Origin of the sequence: Pseudomonas sp. SJZ131 (assembly GCF_007828705.1) — a bacterium.
In the GTDB taxonomy this organism is placed as follows: domain Bacteria; phylum Pseudomonadota; class Gammaproteobacteria; order Pseudomonadales; family Pseudomonadaceae; genus Aquipseudomonas; species Aquipseudomonas prosekii.
Genome location: NZ_VIVC01000001.1, coordinates 54,101 through 71,440 on the forward strand (window position 1 = coordinate 54,101; position 17,340 = coordinate 71,440).

12 protein-coding genes are annotated in these 17,340 nt (G+C 61.3%); 6 read left to right on the top strand and 6 right to left on the bottom strand.

Annotated elements, in window-relative coordinates; all coding sequences use genetic code 11:
- Nucleotides 1-226 precede the first annotated feature (226 nt).
- Nucleotides 227-1,534 (bottom strand): aminotransferase class V-fold PLP-dependent enzyme, encoded by a 1,308-nt coding sequence (locus tag FBY12_RS00115; RefSeq protein WP_145249915.1) that lies wholly within the window; start codon nucleotides 1,532-1,534, stop codon nucleotides 227-229.
- Nucleotides 1,531-2,901, bottom strand: coding sequence for a pyoverdine-tailoring dipeptidase-like protein PvdM (gene pvdM, locus FBY12_RS00120; RefSeq protein WP_145249918.1), 1,371 nt, complete (start codon nucleotides 2,899-2,901; stop codon nucleotides 1,531-1,533). Before pvdM ends, FBY12_RS00115 begins: the two co-directional genes overlap by 4 nt.
- Nucleotides 2,902-3,109: 208 nt before the next feature.
- Here pvdM and FBY12_RS00125 point away from each other — a divergent pair, with 208 nt between their 5' ends.
- Nucleotides 3,110-4,738, top strand: coding sequence for a PvdJ/PvdD/PvdP-like protein (locus tag FBY12_RS00125; RefSeq protein ID WP_145249921.1), 1,629 nt, complete (start codon nucleotides 3,110-3,112; stop codon nucleotides 4,736-4,738).
- 61 nt (nucleotides 4,739-4,799) lie between these two features.
- On the opposite strand, the gene FBY12_RS00130 is transcribed toward FBY12_RS00125, so the two are convergent.
- The 3 genes from FBY12_RS00130 to FBY12_RS00140 are packed head-to-tail and all read right to left on the bottom strand — an operon-like array spanning nucleotide 4,800 to nucleotide 9,360.
- Nucleotides 4,800-6,194, bottom strand: a complete 1,395-nt coding sequence (locus tag FBY12_RS00130) for an efflux transporter outer membrane subunit (protein ID WP_145249924.1) — start codon at nucleotides 6,192-6,194, stop codon at nucleotides 4,800-4,802.
- 7 nt (nucleotides 6,195-6,201) lie between these two features.
- Nucleotides 6,202-8,175 (bottom strand): MacB family efflux pump subunit, encoded by a 1,974-nt coding sequence (locus tag FBY12_RS00135; protein ID WP_145249927.1) that lies wholly within the window; start codon nucleotides 8,173-8,175, stop codon nucleotides 6,202-6,204.
- A complete protein-coding gene (locus FBY12_RS00140) occupies nucleotides 8,176-9,360 on the bottom strand; it encodes an efflux RND transporter periplasmic adaptor subunit (protein WP_145249930.1) in 1,185 nt (394 codons plus the stop codon). It lies immediately after the preceding gene.
- Nucleotides 9,361-9,672: 312 nt separating this feature from the next.
- On the opposite strand from FBY12_RS00140, the gene FBY12_RS00145 reads away from it, so the two are divergent.
- The 5 genes from FBY12_RS00145 (at nucleotide 9,673) to FBY12_RS00165 (ending at nucleotide 16,418) form a co-directional block, all read left to right on the top strand.
- Nucleotides 9,673-10,155: a sigma-70 family RNA polymerase sigma factor gene (locus FBY12_RS00145; protein ID WP_121732246.1), complete on the top strand. Its 483-nt coding sequence runs from the start codon at nucleotides 9,673-9,675 to the stop codon at nucleotides 10,153-10,155.
- Nucleotides 10,156-10,286: 131 nt separating this feature from the next.
- The gene (locus tag FBY12_RS00150; RefSeq protein ID WP_121732247.1) at nucleotides 10,287-11,624 is read left to right on the top strand and encodes a lysine N(6)-hydroxylase/L-ornithine N(5)-oxygenase family protein; all 1,338 of its coding nucleotides are present in this window, start codon (nucleotides 10,287-10,289) and stop codon (nucleotides 11,622-11,624) included.
- 358 nt (nucleotides 11,625-11,982) lie between these two features.
- The gene (locus FBY12_RS00155) at nucleotides 11,983-12,441 is read left to right on the top strand and encodes a response regulator (RefSeq protein WP_121732248.1); all 459 of its coding nucleotides are present in this window, start codon (nucleotides 11,983-11,985) and stop codon (nucleotides 12,439-12,441) included.
- A 110-nt stretch (nucleotides 12,442-12,551) separates the two neighbouring features.
- A complete protein-coding gene (locus tag FBY12_RS00160) occupies nucleotides 12,552-13,172 on the top strand; it encodes a response regulator transcription factor (protein WP_121732249.1) in 621 nt (206 codons plus the stop codon).
- A complete protein-coding gene (locus FBY12_RS00165; protein WP_371927352.1) occupies nucleotides 13,173-16,418 on the top strand; it encodes a transporter substrate-binding domain-containing protein in 3,246 nt (1,081 codons plus the stop codon).
- A 9-nt stretch (nucleotides 16,419-16,427) separates the two neighbouring features.
- Here FBY12_RS00165 and dkgB read toward each other — a convergent pair whose 3' ends face one another.
- A complete protein-coding gene (gene dkgB / locus FBY12_RS00170; RefSeq protein WP_145249933.1) occupies nucleotides 16,428-17,231 on the bottom strand; it encodes a 2,5-didehydrogluconate reductase DkgB in 804 nt (267 codons plus the stop codon).
- Nucleotides 17,232-17,340 lie beyond the last annotated feature (109 nt).

Below are 17,340 nucleotides of genomic sequence, written 5' to 3' on the forward strand. Positions count from 1 at the left end.
TGGCACCGCCGGTGTGTCTTACATCCCTGTGGCAGCGGGCTTGTGTGGCGAGGGGGCTTGCCCCCGTTCGGCTGCGCAGCAGTCGCAAAACCATCGCATGCGGTATGCCTGATGCACCGCAGTCTTGGGTTTTGGGAACGCTTCGCGCTCCAACGGGGGCAAGCCCCCTCGCCACACAAGCTCGCTCCCACAGGGGTTGGGTTGGGTTGGGTTTGCTGGCGCATGTTTACCCGAGCTGGGTGCCGAGCAGGATCATGAAGCGGTCGATCTCGGCTTCGGTATTCAGCAGCCCCGGAGCGGTGCGGATCACCGGCCCGACGTCGCGGTCCACCGCATCGGCGACCACGCGGTTGTGCATCAGGTAAGCGGCGATCTTGTCGGCGTCCTTGCCCTTGACCCGGAAGAAACTGAAACCTGACGACAGCTCGCGGCTCAGCGGCGTGACCAGCTCGATCTGCGGGTGCGCCAGCAGGCGTTTTTTCATGTAGTCGTTGAGTGCGTGGATGCGCGCCTGCACGTCAGCCTTGCCCAATTGCAGATGCAATTTGAACGCCTCATTCAGCGCCCAGCGGTGCTCGAACGAGTGATAACCGCCGGGCGTCATGGTGGTGGAAAACGCCGTGGCTTCGGAGAAGGTCGGAATGATCGGCGTGACGTATTTGACCTCGGCGCTGCGGCTGCAAACGATGCCGGTACCGCGCGGGCCGAACATCCATTTGTGCGTGCCAGCGATAAAGAAGTCGCAGTTCATGGCCGGGAAACTCAGGTCCTCGACGCCAAAACCATGCACGCCGTCCACCAGATAAATGATCCGGTCCTGATCGCTGCGGCCACGGTTGTGCTTGTCCACCAGTGCGCCGATCTCGGCGATCGGGGTTTTCACGCCGCTGCCCGATTGCACCCACGTCATGCCCAGCACCCGCGTTTCGGGTTTGATGCTGCGGTCGATAGCCGCGAGGATTTCTTCCTTGCTGACGGTCTGCGGGTTTTCGAACAGTTTGATCTTGCGCACCTTGGTCCCGTCACGCTGGGTGCGCAGGGCGAGGATGGTGTGCGTGGCGTAGTGTTCGTGGACGCTGGTGAGGATTTCCTGGTCCGGGCGCACGTGCACGCCGCCATAAATCATCGCCAGGCCTTCGGTGGTGCTGCCGGTCAGCGCGATCTGTTTGGCGTCGGCCTGCAAGTAGCGACCGGCCCACACGCGCACGTCTTCTTCGCGTTGCTCGATCACCCCCAAGTCCCAATCCATCGCCAGTCCGGGGTTTTTATCGAGGGCTGCGCGGTGCATTTCGATGGCCTCGCGCACCGGTTTGGGGTGCGAGGTGATGAGGAAATTGGAGAAGTGCAGGTAGTCCGGATCCTGGTCGAACAACTGGCGCAACTGCGCCCATTTGTCCCGGGGCAGCGGCGCCGGCATGGCGTCGTGCGCGTTATTGGCGGGGGCTGCATTGGCGCTGCGGTGCAGGCCGGCAGTCAAAGGCAGGCCGGCGGCGAGGATGCCGGCCTGTTTCAAAAAAGTTCGACGATCACTCATGGCTTGCTCTGGTCCTGCTGCGAGATTTGCACCGGTCTGGCGGCTTTTTGCACCTGGTCCCAGACACGCAGGAAGTTGCCGCCCCAAAGCTTGGCGATGTCCGCTTCGGAATAGCCGCGCGACAGCAGTTCGGCGGTCACGTTGCGAATCTCGCTGACGTTTTCCCAGCCCTTGATCCCGCCGCCCTCGTTGAAGTCAGAGCTGATGCCGACGTGATCGATGCCGATCTTGCGCACGGTGTATTCAATCGCATCGCCGAGGTCTTTGAGGCTGGCCTTGGGTTCTTCCTCCAGAATCGCGTAGAGGCCACTGGCGTACTGACCGAACTTTTGCTCGGACCACGCCGAGATGATCGGGTCACCGGGCATCAGCGCCATCGCCAGGTTCGGCAGCGGCGGCAGGTCGAAGCGTTTGCGCAGGTCGTTGAGTTTGTCCTGGGTGGGTTGGGTCAGCGGTTTCAGGTATTGCGAAAAACCGACAATCTGCACCACGCCGCCGCTGTGCTTGATCAGTTGCAATTCTTTGTCGCTGAGGTTGCGCGGAATATCCACCATCGCCCGCGGTGCCGAGTGCGAGGCCACCAGCGGCGTGCGGCTCAGTTGCGCGACTTGCTCCAGGGCCTTGGTCGACATTTGCGAAACATCGATGATCACCCCGAGGTCATTCAGGCGCTTGACCGCTTGTTTGCCCAGATCCGAGAGGCCGTCGAGCGCGTCTGGCGAATCGTTGAGAAACGGCAGCGGACGCGACGAGTCGGCCCAGTCGTTGTTGCCGATGTAGCTGAAGCCGAACATGCGCATGCCGCGCGCCGTCCAAAGGTCCAGCAGGTTCAGGTCGTGGCCCAGCGGGTAGGCGTTGAGCATGCTGATGAAAATCGCGAACTTGCCTTCGCCGTGCAAGCGCCGGAAATCGTCGGGGGTGTAGGCGATGGCGACCTGATTGGGGAAATCGCGAACCATGCCGGTGATGATTTTGTAGCGGATTTCCTGCTGGTTGCGGGCCTCCTCGACAAACCCGGCGGTGGGTTTGTGCGGCGCGTTCGGGCCGTTCCACATTTCCGGCCAGCCGAAAATCGTCAGGGCGGCGCCGGAGAGGTGGCCGCGATTGGCTTTGACCAGGTCGAACTGACCTTCGCCATCCTTGTCGGCCTCGTTGCCTTGGGTGCCAAAGTTCTGCATCAGGCTGATGTGGCTGTCGAAGGACAACATGCGTTCGTGCAGCTCGTCGGCCTGTTTCATTACCTTGACCGGGTAGCCGGGGTTGTCCTTGAACCAGTGATTCCAAACCGCAAAACCGGCGCCTGCGCTGATCGCCAGGGCCAGCGGCAGGCCGATGTAAAGAGCCTTTTTCGAACGTGGTTTTGTCATTGCCGTCTCAGTCAGGTTCGCCGCCCCGCTGCCAACGCAGGGGCCTTTGCTATCTGGGATGAACGAGTGGCTGGGGCAAGAATTTAGGTGTTTGTTCGGGCCTCTTCGCGGGCGAGTCTCGCGGTTACAGTCAAGCGCTTAAATTTGTCCTGCGGTTGAACGTTCTAGCTTGGATAAAGCCTGCTTCATGGCTGACACAGGTAGGGCAATGACGATTTCTCGACGATGGTTCATGGCGGGCCTGGCGCTGACCGGCGCCGCCGTGCCTGCGGCTTATTATGGGCATCGCGAATGGACCAGACCGGACCCGACGATCACCCCCGGTGAGGCGACTGTCGATCTCGCGGATACTGCCGGCCAGCACTTGGCGAACTCGCTGCGCGGGGTCTGGGATATCCGGTTTGACGGCGCGCAGCCGGGGCTCGACGGGTTGCCGTTGCAGGGCTTGCAGCTGTTTCTCGACATTGCCCAGCGTGGCCGGGGTTTGCGCGGCTGCGTGGACACCGCGCAGCAGTTACGCAGCGACGGTGAACCGCGTTATCGGGTGATTGGTGATCTGGTGTCGAGCAAACCCGGCGAGATGTACTGGCGCCTGGTCGATACCCAATCGGCCAACGGCGCCGCTGCGTATGAATTGGCGGTTACCCTTGACGAAGTCTGGGCAGATTTCGGCAACGCCGGCAGCGGCACCCTCAGCGGTCGCCTGATGCGGTTGGACCGGCCGCTCGGTTTACCGGCGCTGGACAGCCAGTTTGTCGCGCACAAATGCCTGTTCCCTGAAGCGCGCGAACGCACCGGCCTCAATCCGACATTGCTGGCGTGGCTGACGTCGCCGGAACATCGTTTGTTCCACCAGTTGTGGCACGCCTCGCGGGACAAATGGCACACGCTTTCCGAAGACAAGCGCGGGGCGTTGCGCGGCATTGGCTGGCAACCCGGCCCGCGCGACAAGGAGCGCGATGCCCGCGGCCCGCGCAAGGATCGCAATGGCTCCGGGGTGGATTTTTTCTTCATGCACCGCCACATGCTCGGCACCGCGCGCTCGATGCAGGACTTGCCGTCCTGGCCGAGTTTCCCGATGCCGCAACCGGAACTGGAGCGCGACCGTCAGGGCTTCGCACGTTATTTCGATAACCACGACGGCGCCTCGCTGCCGCCGACCTGGCTGGCCAGCGAGGACGCCGATTACACCCAGTGGGTCAGTGACATCAAGACCGCCGAGACCTATCACAGCAACTTTCAGGTCTGGGAATCGCAGTACCGCGATCCGCGTTATCTGTCGAAGTTGACGTTGGGGCAGTTCGGTTCGGAGGTCGAACTGGGCCTGCACGACTGGCTGCACATGCGCTGGGCGTCGGTGCCGCGCGATCCGTCGAATGGGCAACCGGTGCCGTTCGCCAGGGATCCATCGGACTTTTCCGCGCGCTGGTTCGGGGCGGAAAACGATTTTCTTGGCGACCCGTTTTCTTCCCACGTGAACCCGGTGTTCTGGCACTTCCACGGCTGGATCGATGATCGACTGGAAGACTGGTTCCGCGCGCACGAGCGCTTCCATCCGGGCGAGGTCACGCGGCTTGAGGTCAATGGTGTGCCGTGGTTCGCGCCGGGCCGTTTCGTTGAAATCGACGACCCGTGGCTCGGCCCAAGCACTCACGGCTGTAGCACCACGCCGGGGTTGCAGGCCGGCAAGAGCGTGGAAATGGACCCGGAAACCATGAAGCTCGCACTGCGCATCACCTTCAGCGAAGACGACAAAAAACTCGCCAGCCTGTTCCGCCGCGTACCGCAACGCCCGTGGTATGCGCGTCATCTGAAAGTACGGCAACGGCAGGTCTGAGATCCGTCTCACCATAAGTCCAAATGTGGGAGTGAGCCTGCTCGCGATGGCGTCCTTGGCGTTACAACGCCTGCCAGCCGCCGCCGAGTGCCTTGTACAGTGCGATGCTTGCTTGCAGCCGCGACAGCCGCAATTGCGCATTCATATCCTGCGCGGCGTACAGCGTGCGTTGTGTCTCAAGCACCGTCAGCAAATCCTCGGCTCCGGCCTGATAGCGGTTCTGCGCGATGTTGAAGGCAGTCTGCGCCTGATTCAGTTCTTCACTCTGCCACTGCCGTTGTTGGTCCAGCCCATCAATGCTGTTCAGGGCTTTTTCGACGTCGGCGAAGCCATTGATGATTGCTCCGCGATAGGTTTCCAGCAGCTCTTGCTGACGCGCCGTGGCTTTGTCGCGTTCGGCGCCGAGGCGGCCGTTGTTGAAGATGGGCGCCGCCAGCCCGGCAGTGAGGTTGTAGAACGGGCTGCGCAAAAGCTCGGCGGCGATATTCGACCCCGAACCGAGACTGGCGCCGAGGGTCACCGCCGGCAGCATCGCCGCGCGGGCAACCGTGACGTCAGCTTGCGCGGCGGCCAGTTGCGCCTCGGCGCGGGCAATGTCGGGGCGCCGACTGAGCAACTCACTGGGCACGCCGGTGCCGATCACCGGCCATTGCAGTTGATCGAAAGATTCATCGATCGGCGGCAACTCCTGCACCGGGCGGCCAAGCAGGGCGGCGAGGCTGATCAGCGCGTCCTGGGCCTGTTGCTGCACCGTTGGCAGTTGCCGCTGCTGCGCCGCAACCAGGCTTTTCTGCTGCGCCAGTTCCAGTGCCGTGGCAGAGCCCGAATCAAAGCGCGTTTGCACCAGCTGCAAAACGCTCTGGGCGTTGGCCAGATTGAGTTCGGCAATGCGTTTTTGCTCGCGCAACGACAACGCTTGCGCATAGCTGTTGGCGACGCCGCTGAGCAACGTCAGCTCCACCGTCGCCTGATCAAATTCACTGGCCTTCAGCGCGAATTGCGCGCTGTCGCGTGAGGCGCGCTGGCCGCCCCAGAAGTCGATCTCGTAACTGGCGCTGAGGTTGGCATCAAAGTAATCGACGGCCTTGTCGTTGTTGTCGACATCGAGCTGGCTGTAGCCATTGCCGCGTAACAGTTTCTGCCGATTGGCATTGGTCCCGGCCTTGATTTCCGGCAACTGCGAACCCCCGGCAATCACCGTGCTCGCCTGCGCCTGACGCACCCGAGCGACCGCTGCCGCCAGGTCAAAACTGCCGACTTGCGCCTGTTCGATCAGCCGATTGAGCTGCGGGCTGGCGAATTGTGTCCACCATTGCCTATTGCTTTGCGCGGTGCTTTGGCTGTGCGGCGATTGCCATGCAACGGGCGGCGTCAGGCCGCTGTCCGGGCGCGGGGCAGGGCCGGCGCACGCGCCGAGCAGCAGGCAAAGGGTCAAGAGACTGAGTTGCGCTTTCATAGATCGATCATTCACTGGTAAGGGCCGTGACCGGGTCGAGCCGGGCAGCTTTGCGGGCAGGCATGAAGCCGAAAACAACGCCGGTCACCAGCGCGCAACCGAAGGCGCCAAACACCGCCATCAAAGAAAACGCCACGGCGACTTCGCTGAGCACCAGCACGCCGCCGACGATCAACGCCAAGGCAATCCCGGCCAAACCGCCGACCACCGAAAGCATCACCGCTTCAGTCAGAAACTGCCGCAGGATGTCGCGCTGACGGGCGCCGGTGGCCATGCGAATGCCGATTTCGCGGGTACGTTCGCGCACGGTCATGAGCATGATGTTCATCACGCCAATGCCGCCCACCAGCAGCGAAATCGCGGCAATCGAGCCGAGCATCAGCGATAAGGTATTCTGCGTGCGCGCTTCGGCCTGAATCATCGCGGCGTTGTTGGTCAGTTCGAAATCCTGCTTGCCGTTGTGCAGTTGCAGCATCAATTGTTTGATCGCGGTTTCCGCTTCCTTGACCTTGCGCGCGTCGGCGGCGGCAATCACCACGTATTCCGGATCGTGCGTGCCGAACAGGCGCACGCTGGCCGCTGAATAGGGAATGGCGATGCGGTTGTCGCTGTCGGAATCGCCGGAGCTGGCGCCTTTCTCCGCGAGCACTCCGACCACTTGGAACGGCACGTTTTCGATCAGGATGTATTGGCCGATCGGGTTAGCCACATCTTTCAGCAATTTGGTCCGGACCTTGTGTCCGATCACCGCGACGGCGGCGGCGTTGCGTTCGTCGGCGTCGGTGAAATAGCTGCCCTGAACCACCGGCCAATTGAAGATCTCCGGGAAGTTGGTGTCATTGCCGCCGACGTAACTCATATGGTCGACGTTGCCGAAGCGCACGCCCGCTTCGGCGCCGTTGACCGGCATGATCCGCCGCACCTGCGGCAGGCTGGTCAGCGCGGCAACGTCGTCGAGGCTGACCACGCCGGGCGGCGTGCGCGGGTTGGGTGCCGAGCCGTTCAGGTAAATGATGTTCGAACCGAACGCGCCCATTTGCGCCATGACCTGGCGCTTGCTGCCTTCGCCGACCGCCAGCATCACCACCACCGACGCCACGCCGATGATGATCCCGAGCAACGTCAGGGCGGTGCGGAACCGGTTGATCCACATCACCCGCCACGCCGCTTGCACGGCATCCACCAATTCGCCTTTCCAGGCGCCCGTGGCTTCGGCGCCTGCGCTCAGGCGCTTGCGCAAATCCACCGCTTGCAGCGCGCCGGGGTTGGCCGAAGTCTGCGCCGCAGGGTCGTCGCGGGCGCTGTCGCTGATGATCAGGCCGTCGCGGATTTCGATGATGCGTTTGGCCCGCGCCGCGACTTCGCGGTCGTGGGTGATCAGGATCACCACGTGGCCCTGGCTCGCCAGTTCGTCGAGCAAAACCATCACTTCGGCGCCGCTGTGGCTGTCGAGGGCACCGGTCGGTTCGTCGGCGAGAATAATGTGGCCGCCGTTCATCAACGCGCGAGCAATCGACACCCGTTGCTGCTGGCCGCCGGACAATTGGTGCGGACGGTTGCCGGTGCGCGACGCGAGGCCGAGGCGGTCAAGCAGGGCGGCGGCACGAGCGTGACGCTCGGCGGCGGGCAAACCGGCGTAGATCGCCGGCATCTCGACGTTTTCCTGGGCCGAGCCCGAGGGGATCAAGTGATAACCCTGGAACACAAACCCGAACGCTTCGCGGCGCAGCCACGCCAGTTCATCACTGTCGAGCCCGGCGACGTTTTCCCCGGCGAAGCGATACTCGCCGGAGGTCGGGCGGTCGAGGCAGCCGAGGATGTTCATCAGGGTCGATTTGCCCGAGCCGGAAGCGCCGACAATTGCCACGAACTCGCCGGCATGAATCGCCAAATCGATGCCGCGCAATACGTGAACTTCGGGTGAATCGCCGCCGCCGTAGGCTTTGCGGATGTCCTGCAGGTCGATCAGTGGCGTCTGCATTCAGCCGCCACTCCCGTCAGCTGGGCCGATCAACAGGTGATCGCCTTCTTCGAGACCATCGACAATCTGCACTTTCAGCCGATCGCTGATGCCGGTGCGCACTTGTCGGGGTTGAATCGCGCCGTTTTTCGCGACCACTTGTGCGGTCTGGATGTTGGTTTGGGAACTGGTCTGTGCGCTGGCCTGTAACGCGGCAATCGGCGCGGTGAGGACATTTTTTGCCTGGTCGGCGACGAAGAATATTTGCGTGGTCATTTCTGCCATCAGGGCGTTGTCGGCGTTATCGACGTCGAGCAACACCGTGTACAAAACCACGCGGCCCGTGCCGCTTTTACTCGAACTGGCCGGGCTGCCGCCGCCCTGGCTGGTCTGGTCGAGCGGTTTCGGCGGGATCGGCAGAATCTGCCGCACCGTGCTGTTCCAGCGCCGGTTGCCGCCGCTGAGGGTGGTGAACCACGCGTTCATGCCCGGTTTGACGTGGCCGATATCCGCCTCGGAGACCTCGGCCCAGACGGTCATCGGCGACAGTTTGGCGATGCGCAGAATCAGCGGAGTTTGCTGCTGCGCATTCAGCGTCTGGCCTTCGCGGGCATCGAGCGCGACCACGGTGCCGCTCATGGGCGCATAAATGCGCGTGTAGCCGAGTTCGGCCTGATCGCTGCGCAAACTGGCCTGCGCTTGGCGAATCTGCGCCTGAAACATGTCGACCCGCGCCTGCGTCGCGCGCAATTCGGCCTGAGCGGTTTGCACGTCTTCGGCGCGGGTGGCGCCGCCGGCCGCGAGGTTTTGCTGACGCTGGAATTTCTGCCGGGCGAGTTCGTGCTGAGCCTTCTGCTCTTGCAGCTGCGCTTTGAGGTTATCGATGGAGAAGCGTCCGGCGTCGAGTTTGGCCTGTTGGGTGGACGGGTCGATTTCCACCAGCAGGTCGCCTTCCTTGACCACGTCGCCGACTTCCACATGAATCTTCTGGATCTGCCCCGACGCCTGGGCGCCGACATCGACATAACGCCGCGGTTGCAAGGTGCCGAGCGCCGTGACGCTGCTTTCTATATCGCCGCGACTGACTTGCACCGTGGCAAATTGATCACGCCCCGGCGGCAGAATCTGCCACGCGGCAACGGCAATGACGGGGATCAGACACAGTGCAACAAGCAAGGCGCGTCGTGCGGTGCGGGGACGTTTCATGCAGGGTTCCGGCCAATGGAAATCGGCCCGTCGCGCAGATGACGCACAGAATCAGGCGACAGCTGCGCGCTGCCGCAGGGCGACAGAGACGGGGAGCTGTCCTGTAAACGATGAAAGCAGCGACAAATTTAGCGTTGCCCGCGCCCAGTGGTTTGCGGCAAGTTGTCGGGCAAATCGAAACAACACTTTAAATCTATATGAGAATTACTATAAATTACGCACCTCGAACTGCCACTATCGTGCCACTGCCTGTTCTGGCTGGCGAAAATGTGGCTCAAGGACAGAAAACCGCACCCCGTGCGGCCGGGAGTCATGTTGGAAAACTACTATCGCGAGCTGGTGTGTTTCCTGAACGCCAAGCTGGGCAACCGTCAGGTTGCCGAAGATGTGGTGCATGACGCCTATGTCCGGGTGCTGGAACGTTCCAGCGAAACGCCGATCGAGCAGCCCCGGGCCTTCCTTTATCGCACTGCGCTGAATCTGGTGATCGACGATCATCGGCGCAACTCGCTGCGCCAACTCGAATCGCTCGACGTACTCGACACCGAAGAGCGCTATTTCACCCCGTCGCCGCACACCAGTCTCGATCACGGTCAGCGCCTGGCCATGTTGCAGCGCGCCTTGGCGGAATTGCCGCAGCTGTGCCGCGAAAGCTTTTTGCTGCGCAAGATCGAAGGCTTGTCGCACCCGGAGATTGCCGAGCACCTGGGGATTTCCCGCGCACTGGTCGAAAAACACATCGTCAACGCCATGAAACATTGCCGCGTGCGCATCAAGCAGTGGGACGCCCACTGATCTCTTCTCGCTAAATTTTTTTTCATTGTCCTCGTTCCTAATCAACAGACGACTTGCCGCGCTGCTCAAAGCCGACCGGGTCACATAGGCTTCCTCCCCTTGTTGAGGGGTTCATCCAGAGGACACTGGAAATGACACAGGCAATTGCATCGCCCATCGTTCACGACCTGATCGGCATCGGCTTCGGCCCATCGAACCTGGCGCTGGCCATCGCCCTGCAAGAGCGCGGGCCGATTCAGGGTGAGCTGGATGTGCTGTTTCTCGACAAGCAGGCCGACTACCGCTGGCACGGCAACACCCTGGTGACGCAGAGCGAGTTGCAGATTTCCTTCCTTAAGGACCTAGTGACCCTGCGCAACCCGACCAGCCCGTATTCGTTCGTCAATTACCTCAAGCACCACGGGCGCCTGGTGGACTTCATCAACCTCGGCACTTTTTATCCGTGCCGCATGGAGTACAACGACTACCTGCGCTGGGTCGCCGGCCAGTTTGAAGCGCAGAGTCGTTACGGCGAAGAAGTGCTGACCATCGAGCCGGTGCTGCACAACCAGCAGGTCGAAGCGCTGCGCGTGATTTCGCGCGATACCCAAGGCCAGCAACACGTGCGCACCACCCGTTCGGTGGTGGTCAGCGCCGGTGGCACGCCGCGTATTCCTGAAGCGTTCAAGGCACTCAAGGATGACAGCCGCGTGTTCCACCACTCGCAATACCTGGCGCAAATGGCCAAGCAGCCGTGCGTGAACAATCAGCCGATGAGCATTGCGATCATCGGCGGCGGGCAGAGCGCGGCGGAAGCCTTTATCGATCTGAACGACAGCTTCCCGTCGGTGCAAGTGGACATGATCCTGCGGGGCTCGGCGCTGAAACCGGCCGATGACAGCCCATTTGTCAACGAAGTGTTCTCGCCGGAATTCACTGACTTGGTGTTCCAGCAGGCCAATAGCGAGCGCGAGCGGCTGGTCAACGAGTACCACAACACCAACTATTCGGTGGTCGACATTGACCTGATCGAGCGCATCTACGGCATCTTCTATCGGCAGAAGGTTTCCGGGATTGCCCGTCACGCGTTCCGCACCTTGACCACTATCGAGAAAGCCACCGCCACCGAGCGCGGAATCGAGTTGGCGGTGCGCAACAACGCCACGGGTGAAGTGTCGGTCCGGCATTACGACGCGGTCGTGCTGGCCACCGGTTACGAGCGGCAGATGCACCGCAAACTGCTGGCGCCGCTGGAAGAATATCTGGGTGAATTTGAAGTTGATCGCAACTACAAGCTGATCACCGACGAGCGCTGCAAGGCTGGCATTTACATGCAGGGCTTCTGCCAGGCTAGCCATGGCCTGAGCGACACCTTGCTGTCGATCCTGCCGATTCGCGCCGATGAAATCGCCGGCTCGCTGTATGAGCACGACAAATCCCGCGGCAAGGTGCGCTCGGTGCAGGATCTGTTATTGGCGACTGCCAGCTGACACCCAATCCTGATCGTTCCCACGCGCGTGGGAACGATCATCCTGAACCCCTCCTGCAAAACCCTAGAATTCCCCCCAGCCCCCCGCCATACAGCATCTACTCCGCGAAAATCGCGGCGTAAGCCTCGCCCGTTTTCCTCCATTAGCGCAGACCCACAGTAGGTACTCAGCGGATTGCCCGGTTCGGCTGGCAACGGGCGGGAGCGCCACCGGGGACGCTGCGCATTGCGCTGTGCAGGTGACGCAGAGCGTCCTGGTCGAAGTGAGACGCCTATTTTAGGAAAAGTCCTACAGAACAAGCGTCAAGTGTTCCGTAGCCTTGCGTCCTCACAAAATTGCCGCTTCCCCGAGGCCAACGATGCCGAACAAAGCCTTAAGAATCCTGATTGCCGACGAGCAACATTTCCATCGGATGAAAATCGAGCGGCTGTTCAATGTGCTGGGTTATTACCGTGTGGCCCCGGTGCAAAGCCTGGGGGAAATGCTGACGGTGGTCGAATACGGCAGCGAGCCGTTCGATCTGGTGGTGATCAATGCCTCGATGGCTGGCGAAACGTTGGGCCTGCACGGATTTCTCCTCGACAACCCGCAAGTACGTCACGCGCTGGTCTACAACGCCCAGGCGCGGCGCTCGCCAATGCCTGTCGCGGGGCAGGGGAGAGTCCAGGTCAGCCACGCATTCCTGCCTGATCAGGTCGGCATCCAGCGGTTAATGACGGCCATCGATCCTCCGTTCAAAGACGCTGATCAACCCTGGCTCACCGAACTGTACAAATCCCAAATGCGCCTTGCCGTTCGTCGGAACTGTCAGATCTGACAGGTAGTTTTGCCTTTTCACCCATGCAAAAGTCATCGCGCAGTCAATGCGTGTGGCCGGGCCGGTCCCGGGTATCCGCGTTGGGCAATTGTCACGTCTAGGGAGTTGCCATGAAGTCTGCACTGATTGTGGATGATCATCCGGTTGTACGGGCCGCAGTCAAAATCGTGCTTGAGCAGGAAGGTTTCAAAAAAATCCATGAGGCTTCCAGCGGTAACGAAGTCATGTCGTTGCTGCGCGAACATTCGCCTGATCTGTTGGTGCTCGACCTGGTCATGCCGTCGCTTGATGGCCTGGATGTGCTGGAACGGATCAAGACTGGTGAGCTGTCGTGTCGGGTGCTGACGTTTTCATCGCTGGACCCGCAGCACTTTCAGGAGCGCTGCATGCGCGCAGGCGCGTTGGCCTATGTGTCGAAAACCAACGACCTCAGCCAATTGCACAAAGCAGTGCAGGCGGTCATGGCCGGCTACACCTACTTCGCCCGATTGCCGTCGGCATCGTTGAACAATGTGCAGCACAGCGAGACTTACATGATCGACTCACTGTCCAATCGCGAACTGACGATCTGTCAGCATTTGGCGCGCGGGTTGAGTAACAAGGCAATTGCCGAGGTGATGCACTTGAGCCATAAGACGGTGAGCACCTACAAAACGCGATTGATCGAAAAACTTCGGGTCAGTTCGGCAGTGCACCTGCGCGAATTTGCCAAACGCAACCACCTGATCTGAATGCGCCAGAACCTGAGTGTCGGCCTGTTCCTGGTTTTGTTCCTGCTCATGCTCCTGCTCCATGCGGGGGCTCAGGCATCGGAGCAGCAACTGCACGAGCCAAAAATCCAGCACGTGCTCGGGCGTTCGACCGTCGACGGTTATCAGGTGCAATTGAGCGAAGCCGAGTGGCAATGGCTGCGCGATAAACGGGTGCTGCGACTGGGCGTGTCGGGCCCCGATTACCCACCGTTCGAGGTCACGCGCAACCCCGATGAACTGGAAGGCATTACCGCCGATTACGCCGATCTGCTCGGGCAGCTGCTCCACGTAAAAATCCAGGTTCGGCGTTACGCCAATCGTCAGGCGGCCATGCAGGCGCTCAAGCACGATGAGCTGGACCTGCTCGGCACCTCGAACAATTTCGAGGCCGCTGACCGTCAATTGACCCGTTCGCGCGCCTACGCCGAAGACCAGCCGATGCTGGTGACACGGCTCGATGAGCGCTTGCCCGACGACCTTGTCGGCATACGCATCGCGATGGTCGATGACTATCTGCCGATGGCGAGTGTCACGGCGTTGTATCCCAAGGCGAGCGTGCACCTTTATCCCTCGACACTCGAAGCGCTCGGTGCGGTCGCGTTCGGCCAGGATGACGTCTACCTCGGAGACCTCATCAGCGCCAAATACCTGATCAACAATAACTACCTGAACAACGTGACTGTGGCCGGGCCTTCCACTCTGGAGGCCAACCCGTTCGGCTTCGCGCTGGCCCGCAGCAATGCCCGGTTGACGGCGATTGTCGACCGCGCGCTGGCGGCGATTCCGCCGGATCAGCGCGCGGCCATCGAGCAGCGCTGGAGCGCCGGCCGGGTCAGCCATTCCGGGCAGCAAAGTGTGCAATTGAGCGCCAGCGAACAGCGCTGGCTGGCTGAGCATCCGCTACTCACCGTCGGTGCCATCGAAGACTTCGCACCGCTGACATTTTTCGACGCCCAAGGCCGTTTCAGCGGTCTGACCGCACAGTTGCTAACGTTGATCAGCCAGCGCAGCGGCCTGACCTTCAAAGTGTTGCGCGGCAATTCTCTCGACCGGCAAGTCGAGCAACTCAAGGCTGGCGAAATCGACCTGCTGCCGGTGATCACGCCCAGCGTCGAACGCGAGGCCGAGTTGCGCTTCACCCGCGCGTATCTGAAAAATCCGTTTGTGCTGGTCAGTGCCACGGCGCCCGGCAGCCCGCAAACCCTCGACGATCTGGCGGGCAAACGCGTGGCGATTTACCGTGGCCACCCGTTGTCCGGGTTTATTCGAAATCACGTCCCGGGCGTGCGTCTGGTAGATGCGCAAAGCCCGGCGCAAGGCATGGAATCAGTGCTCAAGGGCCAGGCGGATGTGGCGGTCAGTTCGTTGATCGTCGCGCGTTACCTGATCGCCCGGCAGTATCGCGAACGGCTGCACATCCGCAGCACCGTGGGCGACGAACCGGCGCACATCGCCCTCGCTACCGATCGCGGCGCACTGGAATTGCGCTCGATCCTGAACAAGGCGTTGCTGAGTATCTCGCCGCAGGAAATGAACGAACTGGTCGCGCGCTGGAGCAGCGATCTGGCGGTCGATGACAGTTATTGGTTGCGTCATCGCCAAGCCATTTTGCAGGGCTTCGCTGTCGCCGGTGCCTTACTTTTGTTGGCGGTGATCTGGATCGCCCGGCAGCGTCGACAATTGCGCCAGCGCCAGCAATGGTTGCAGCAATTGCACGACGCCAAGCAAGTCGCGGACGACGCCAACCGCGCGAAAACCACGTTTCTTGCGACCATGAGCCATGAAATCCGCACGCCGATGAACGCCTTGATCGGCATGCTCGAACTGGCGCTGAAACGCGCGGAGGAGGGCGTTACCGATCGTCTGGCAATTGAAGTGGCGTCCAGTTCGGCGCAGCAATTGCTGTTGCTGATCGGCGATATTCTCGACATCGCGCGCATCGAATCCGGGCATCTGTCGCTGACCCCGGAACGCGCCAACCTGCACGAACTGGCGCAATCAGTGTGTCGGGTGTTTGAGGGCCTGGCCCGTCAGCAAGAGCTGGAGTGGCGGGTTGATCTGGATGCTCACAGCGACTGCGATGTGCTGGTCGATCCGCTGCGTTTCAAGCAAGTTTTGTCCAATCTGTTGAACAACGCGCTGAAGTTCACTCGTGAAGGTGAGGTCAGCCTGACCCTGCGCGTCAAGCCTGGGCCGTTCAACCATCTGGCGGTGACGGTGAGCATTGCCGACAGCGGCATCGGTATCAGCGCGGTCGATCAGCAGCGCTTGTTCAGCCCGTTTGTGCAGGCCGGCAACAGTGCGCAATCGGCGCGCCACGGCTCGGGGCTGGGCTTGGTAATCAGCCGTTCGTTATGCGAAATGATGGGTGGCCGCTTGCAGTTGCACAGTGCGCTCGGCGTCGGCACCACGGTCGATGTCAGCATGGATTTGCCGACCTTGTTGCCGCGGCTGCCCAGCGATGTGCAGACCGTGGAATCGCCGGCATTCAGTCGTTCGCTGGCGATTCTGGTGGTCGACGATTACCCGCCGAATCGGCTGTTGCTGGCGCGCCAGTTGAGCTATCTGGGGCATCGGGTGCTGGAAGCCGAGGACGGCGAGCAGGGTTTGCAGGAGTGGCGCAAGCAACCGCTCGACGTGCTGATCACCGACTGCAACATGCCGGTGCTGAGCGGCTATGAACTGGCAATGGCTATCCGCGATGAAGAACAGGCGCAGGGCTTGCCGCCGACGCTGATTCTGGGGTTTACCGCGAATGCGCAACCCGAGGAAAAGCTCCGTTGCCTGGAGGCGGGGATGGACGATTGCTTGTTCAAGCCGATTCGCCTGGCGGATTTGAGCGCGTGGCTGGCGGCGCGGTTTGCCGCTGACGTTGCTCAGGAACAAAGCTTGATCGGCGAGGAATCAGCGTTCGATTTGAGCGCTCTGGAACGCTACGTCGGCAGCGATCGCACGTTGATCAATCAGTTGCGCCGTGATCTGGCGATCAGCAATCGCGAGGACCGCGAACGTTTGCTGCGGGCGCACGCGGCGGACAACCGTGCGGCGCTCGAAGAGTTGGCGCACCGCATCAAGGGCGGCGCGCGGATGGTACAGGCGCAACGCCTGATCGACGGTTGCGAGTTGCTGGAACAGGCCTGCGTCGATGGTCAAGCGGCGCTGATCGATGACGCGGTCGAGCATTTGCAGCAGAGCATGACGCGCCTCGATCAGAGCCTCGGTTAACGCTGTCGATCAATCCCAGTGCGGCGCGATGCCTTTCGGGCTGGTCAAGCGATGGCCGCGCTCCAGACTGGCGATCAGCGCCATGTCGGCGTCGCTCAAGGTCAATTCGCAGGCCTTGAGGTTGCTTTGCAGGTTGGCGCGTTTGGTCGAGGACGGAATCACCGCGTACCCCGATTGCATGGCCCAGGCCAGCGTGACTTGCGCCGGAGTGGCGTGCAGGCGTTCGGCGATCTGCTGGATGACCGGGTCCTTCAGCACTTCGCCGTAAGCCAGGGTCATGTACGACGTGATCTGAATGCCTTGGCTCTGGGCAAATTCCACCACTGTGCGGTTCTGCAAGTACGGATGCAGCTCGATCTGATTGGTCGCGATGTTCTCAGCGCCGACCACGGCAATCGCCTGTTTCAGCAGGTCGACGGTGAAGTTGGACACGCCGATCTGGCGGGTCAGACCGAGGTTTTTCGCTTCAAGCAGGGCGCTCATGAATTCTTCGACCGGCACCTGGTCTTCCGGCGATGGCCAGTGAATCAGCGTCAGGTCGAGGTAGTCGGTCTGCAACTTCTGCAGGCTCTCTTTGAGGCTGTCGATCAAGCGATCCTTGGCAAAGTTGGCGACCCAGATCTTGCTGGTGATGAACAGTTCTTCGCGGGCGATGCCGCTGGCGGCAATGGCTTGGCCGACGTCGGCTTCGTTGTCGTAGATTTGCGCGGTATCGATGACGCGGTAGCCCAATTCAAGACCGGCGCTGACGGAATCGATGACCACCTGACCTTGCAGGCGAAACGTACCAAGACCGAATGCGGGAATAGACATCAATGACTCCAGGGTTGCAGTGGGAATGCCCCCGAGTATCCGCGCTCGCATCCTTGAGAAAAACCGCCGATGGGACAAAGCACTGTTTACTCGAAGTCATGAATACCCC

Bases quoted from the DNA above. Each gene is read 5' to 3' on its own strand.
- FBY12_RS00115 (WP_145249915.1), bottom strand. From the start codon at position 1,534: ATGAGTGATCGTCGAACTTTTTTGAAACAGGCCGGCATCCTCGCCGCC.
- pvdM (WP_145249918.1), bottom strand. From the start codon at position 2,901: ATGACAAAACCACGTTCGAAAAAGGCTCTTTACATCGGCCTGCCGCTG.
- FBY12_RS00125 (WP_145249921.1), top strand. From the start codon at position 3,110: ATGACGATTTCTCGACGATGGTTCATGGCGGGCCTGGCGCTGACCGGC.
- FBY12_RS00130 (WP_145249924.1), bottom strand. From the start codon at position 6,194: ATGAAAGCGCAACTCAGTCTCTTGACCCTTTGCCTGCTGCTCGGCGCG.
- FBY12_RS00135 (WP_145249927.1), bottom strand. From the start codon at position 8,175: ATGCAGACGCCACTGATCGACCTGCAGGACATCCGCAAAGCCTACGGC.
- FBY12_RS00140 (WP_145249930.1), bottom strand. From the start codon at position 9,360: ATGAAACGTCCCCGCACCGCACGACGCGCCTTGCTTGTTGCACTGTGT.
- FBY12_RS00145 (WP_121732246.1), top strand. From the start codon at position 9,673: ATGTTGGAAAACTACTATCGCGAGCTGGTGTGTTTCCTGAACGCCAAG.
- FBY12_RS00150 (WP_121732247.1), top strand. From the start codon at position 10,287: ATGACACAGGCAATTGCATCGCCCATCGTTCACGACCTGATCGGCATC.
- FBY12_RS00155 (WP_121732248.1), top strand. From the start codon at position 11,983: ATGCCGAACAAAGCCTTAAGAATCCTGATTGCCGACGAGCAACATTTC.
- FBY12_RS00160 (WP_121732249.1), top strand. From the start codon at position 12,552: ATGAAGTCTGCACTGATTGTGGATGATCATCCGGTTGTACGGGCCGCA.
- FBY12_RS00165 (WP_371927352.1), top strand. From the start codon at position 13,173: ATGCGCCAGAACCTGAGTGTCGGCCTGTTCCTGGTTTTGTTCCTGCTC.
- dkgB (WP_145249933.1), bottom strand. From the start codon at position 17,231: ATGTCTATTCCCGCATTCGGTCTTGGTACGTTTCGCCTGCAAGGTCAG.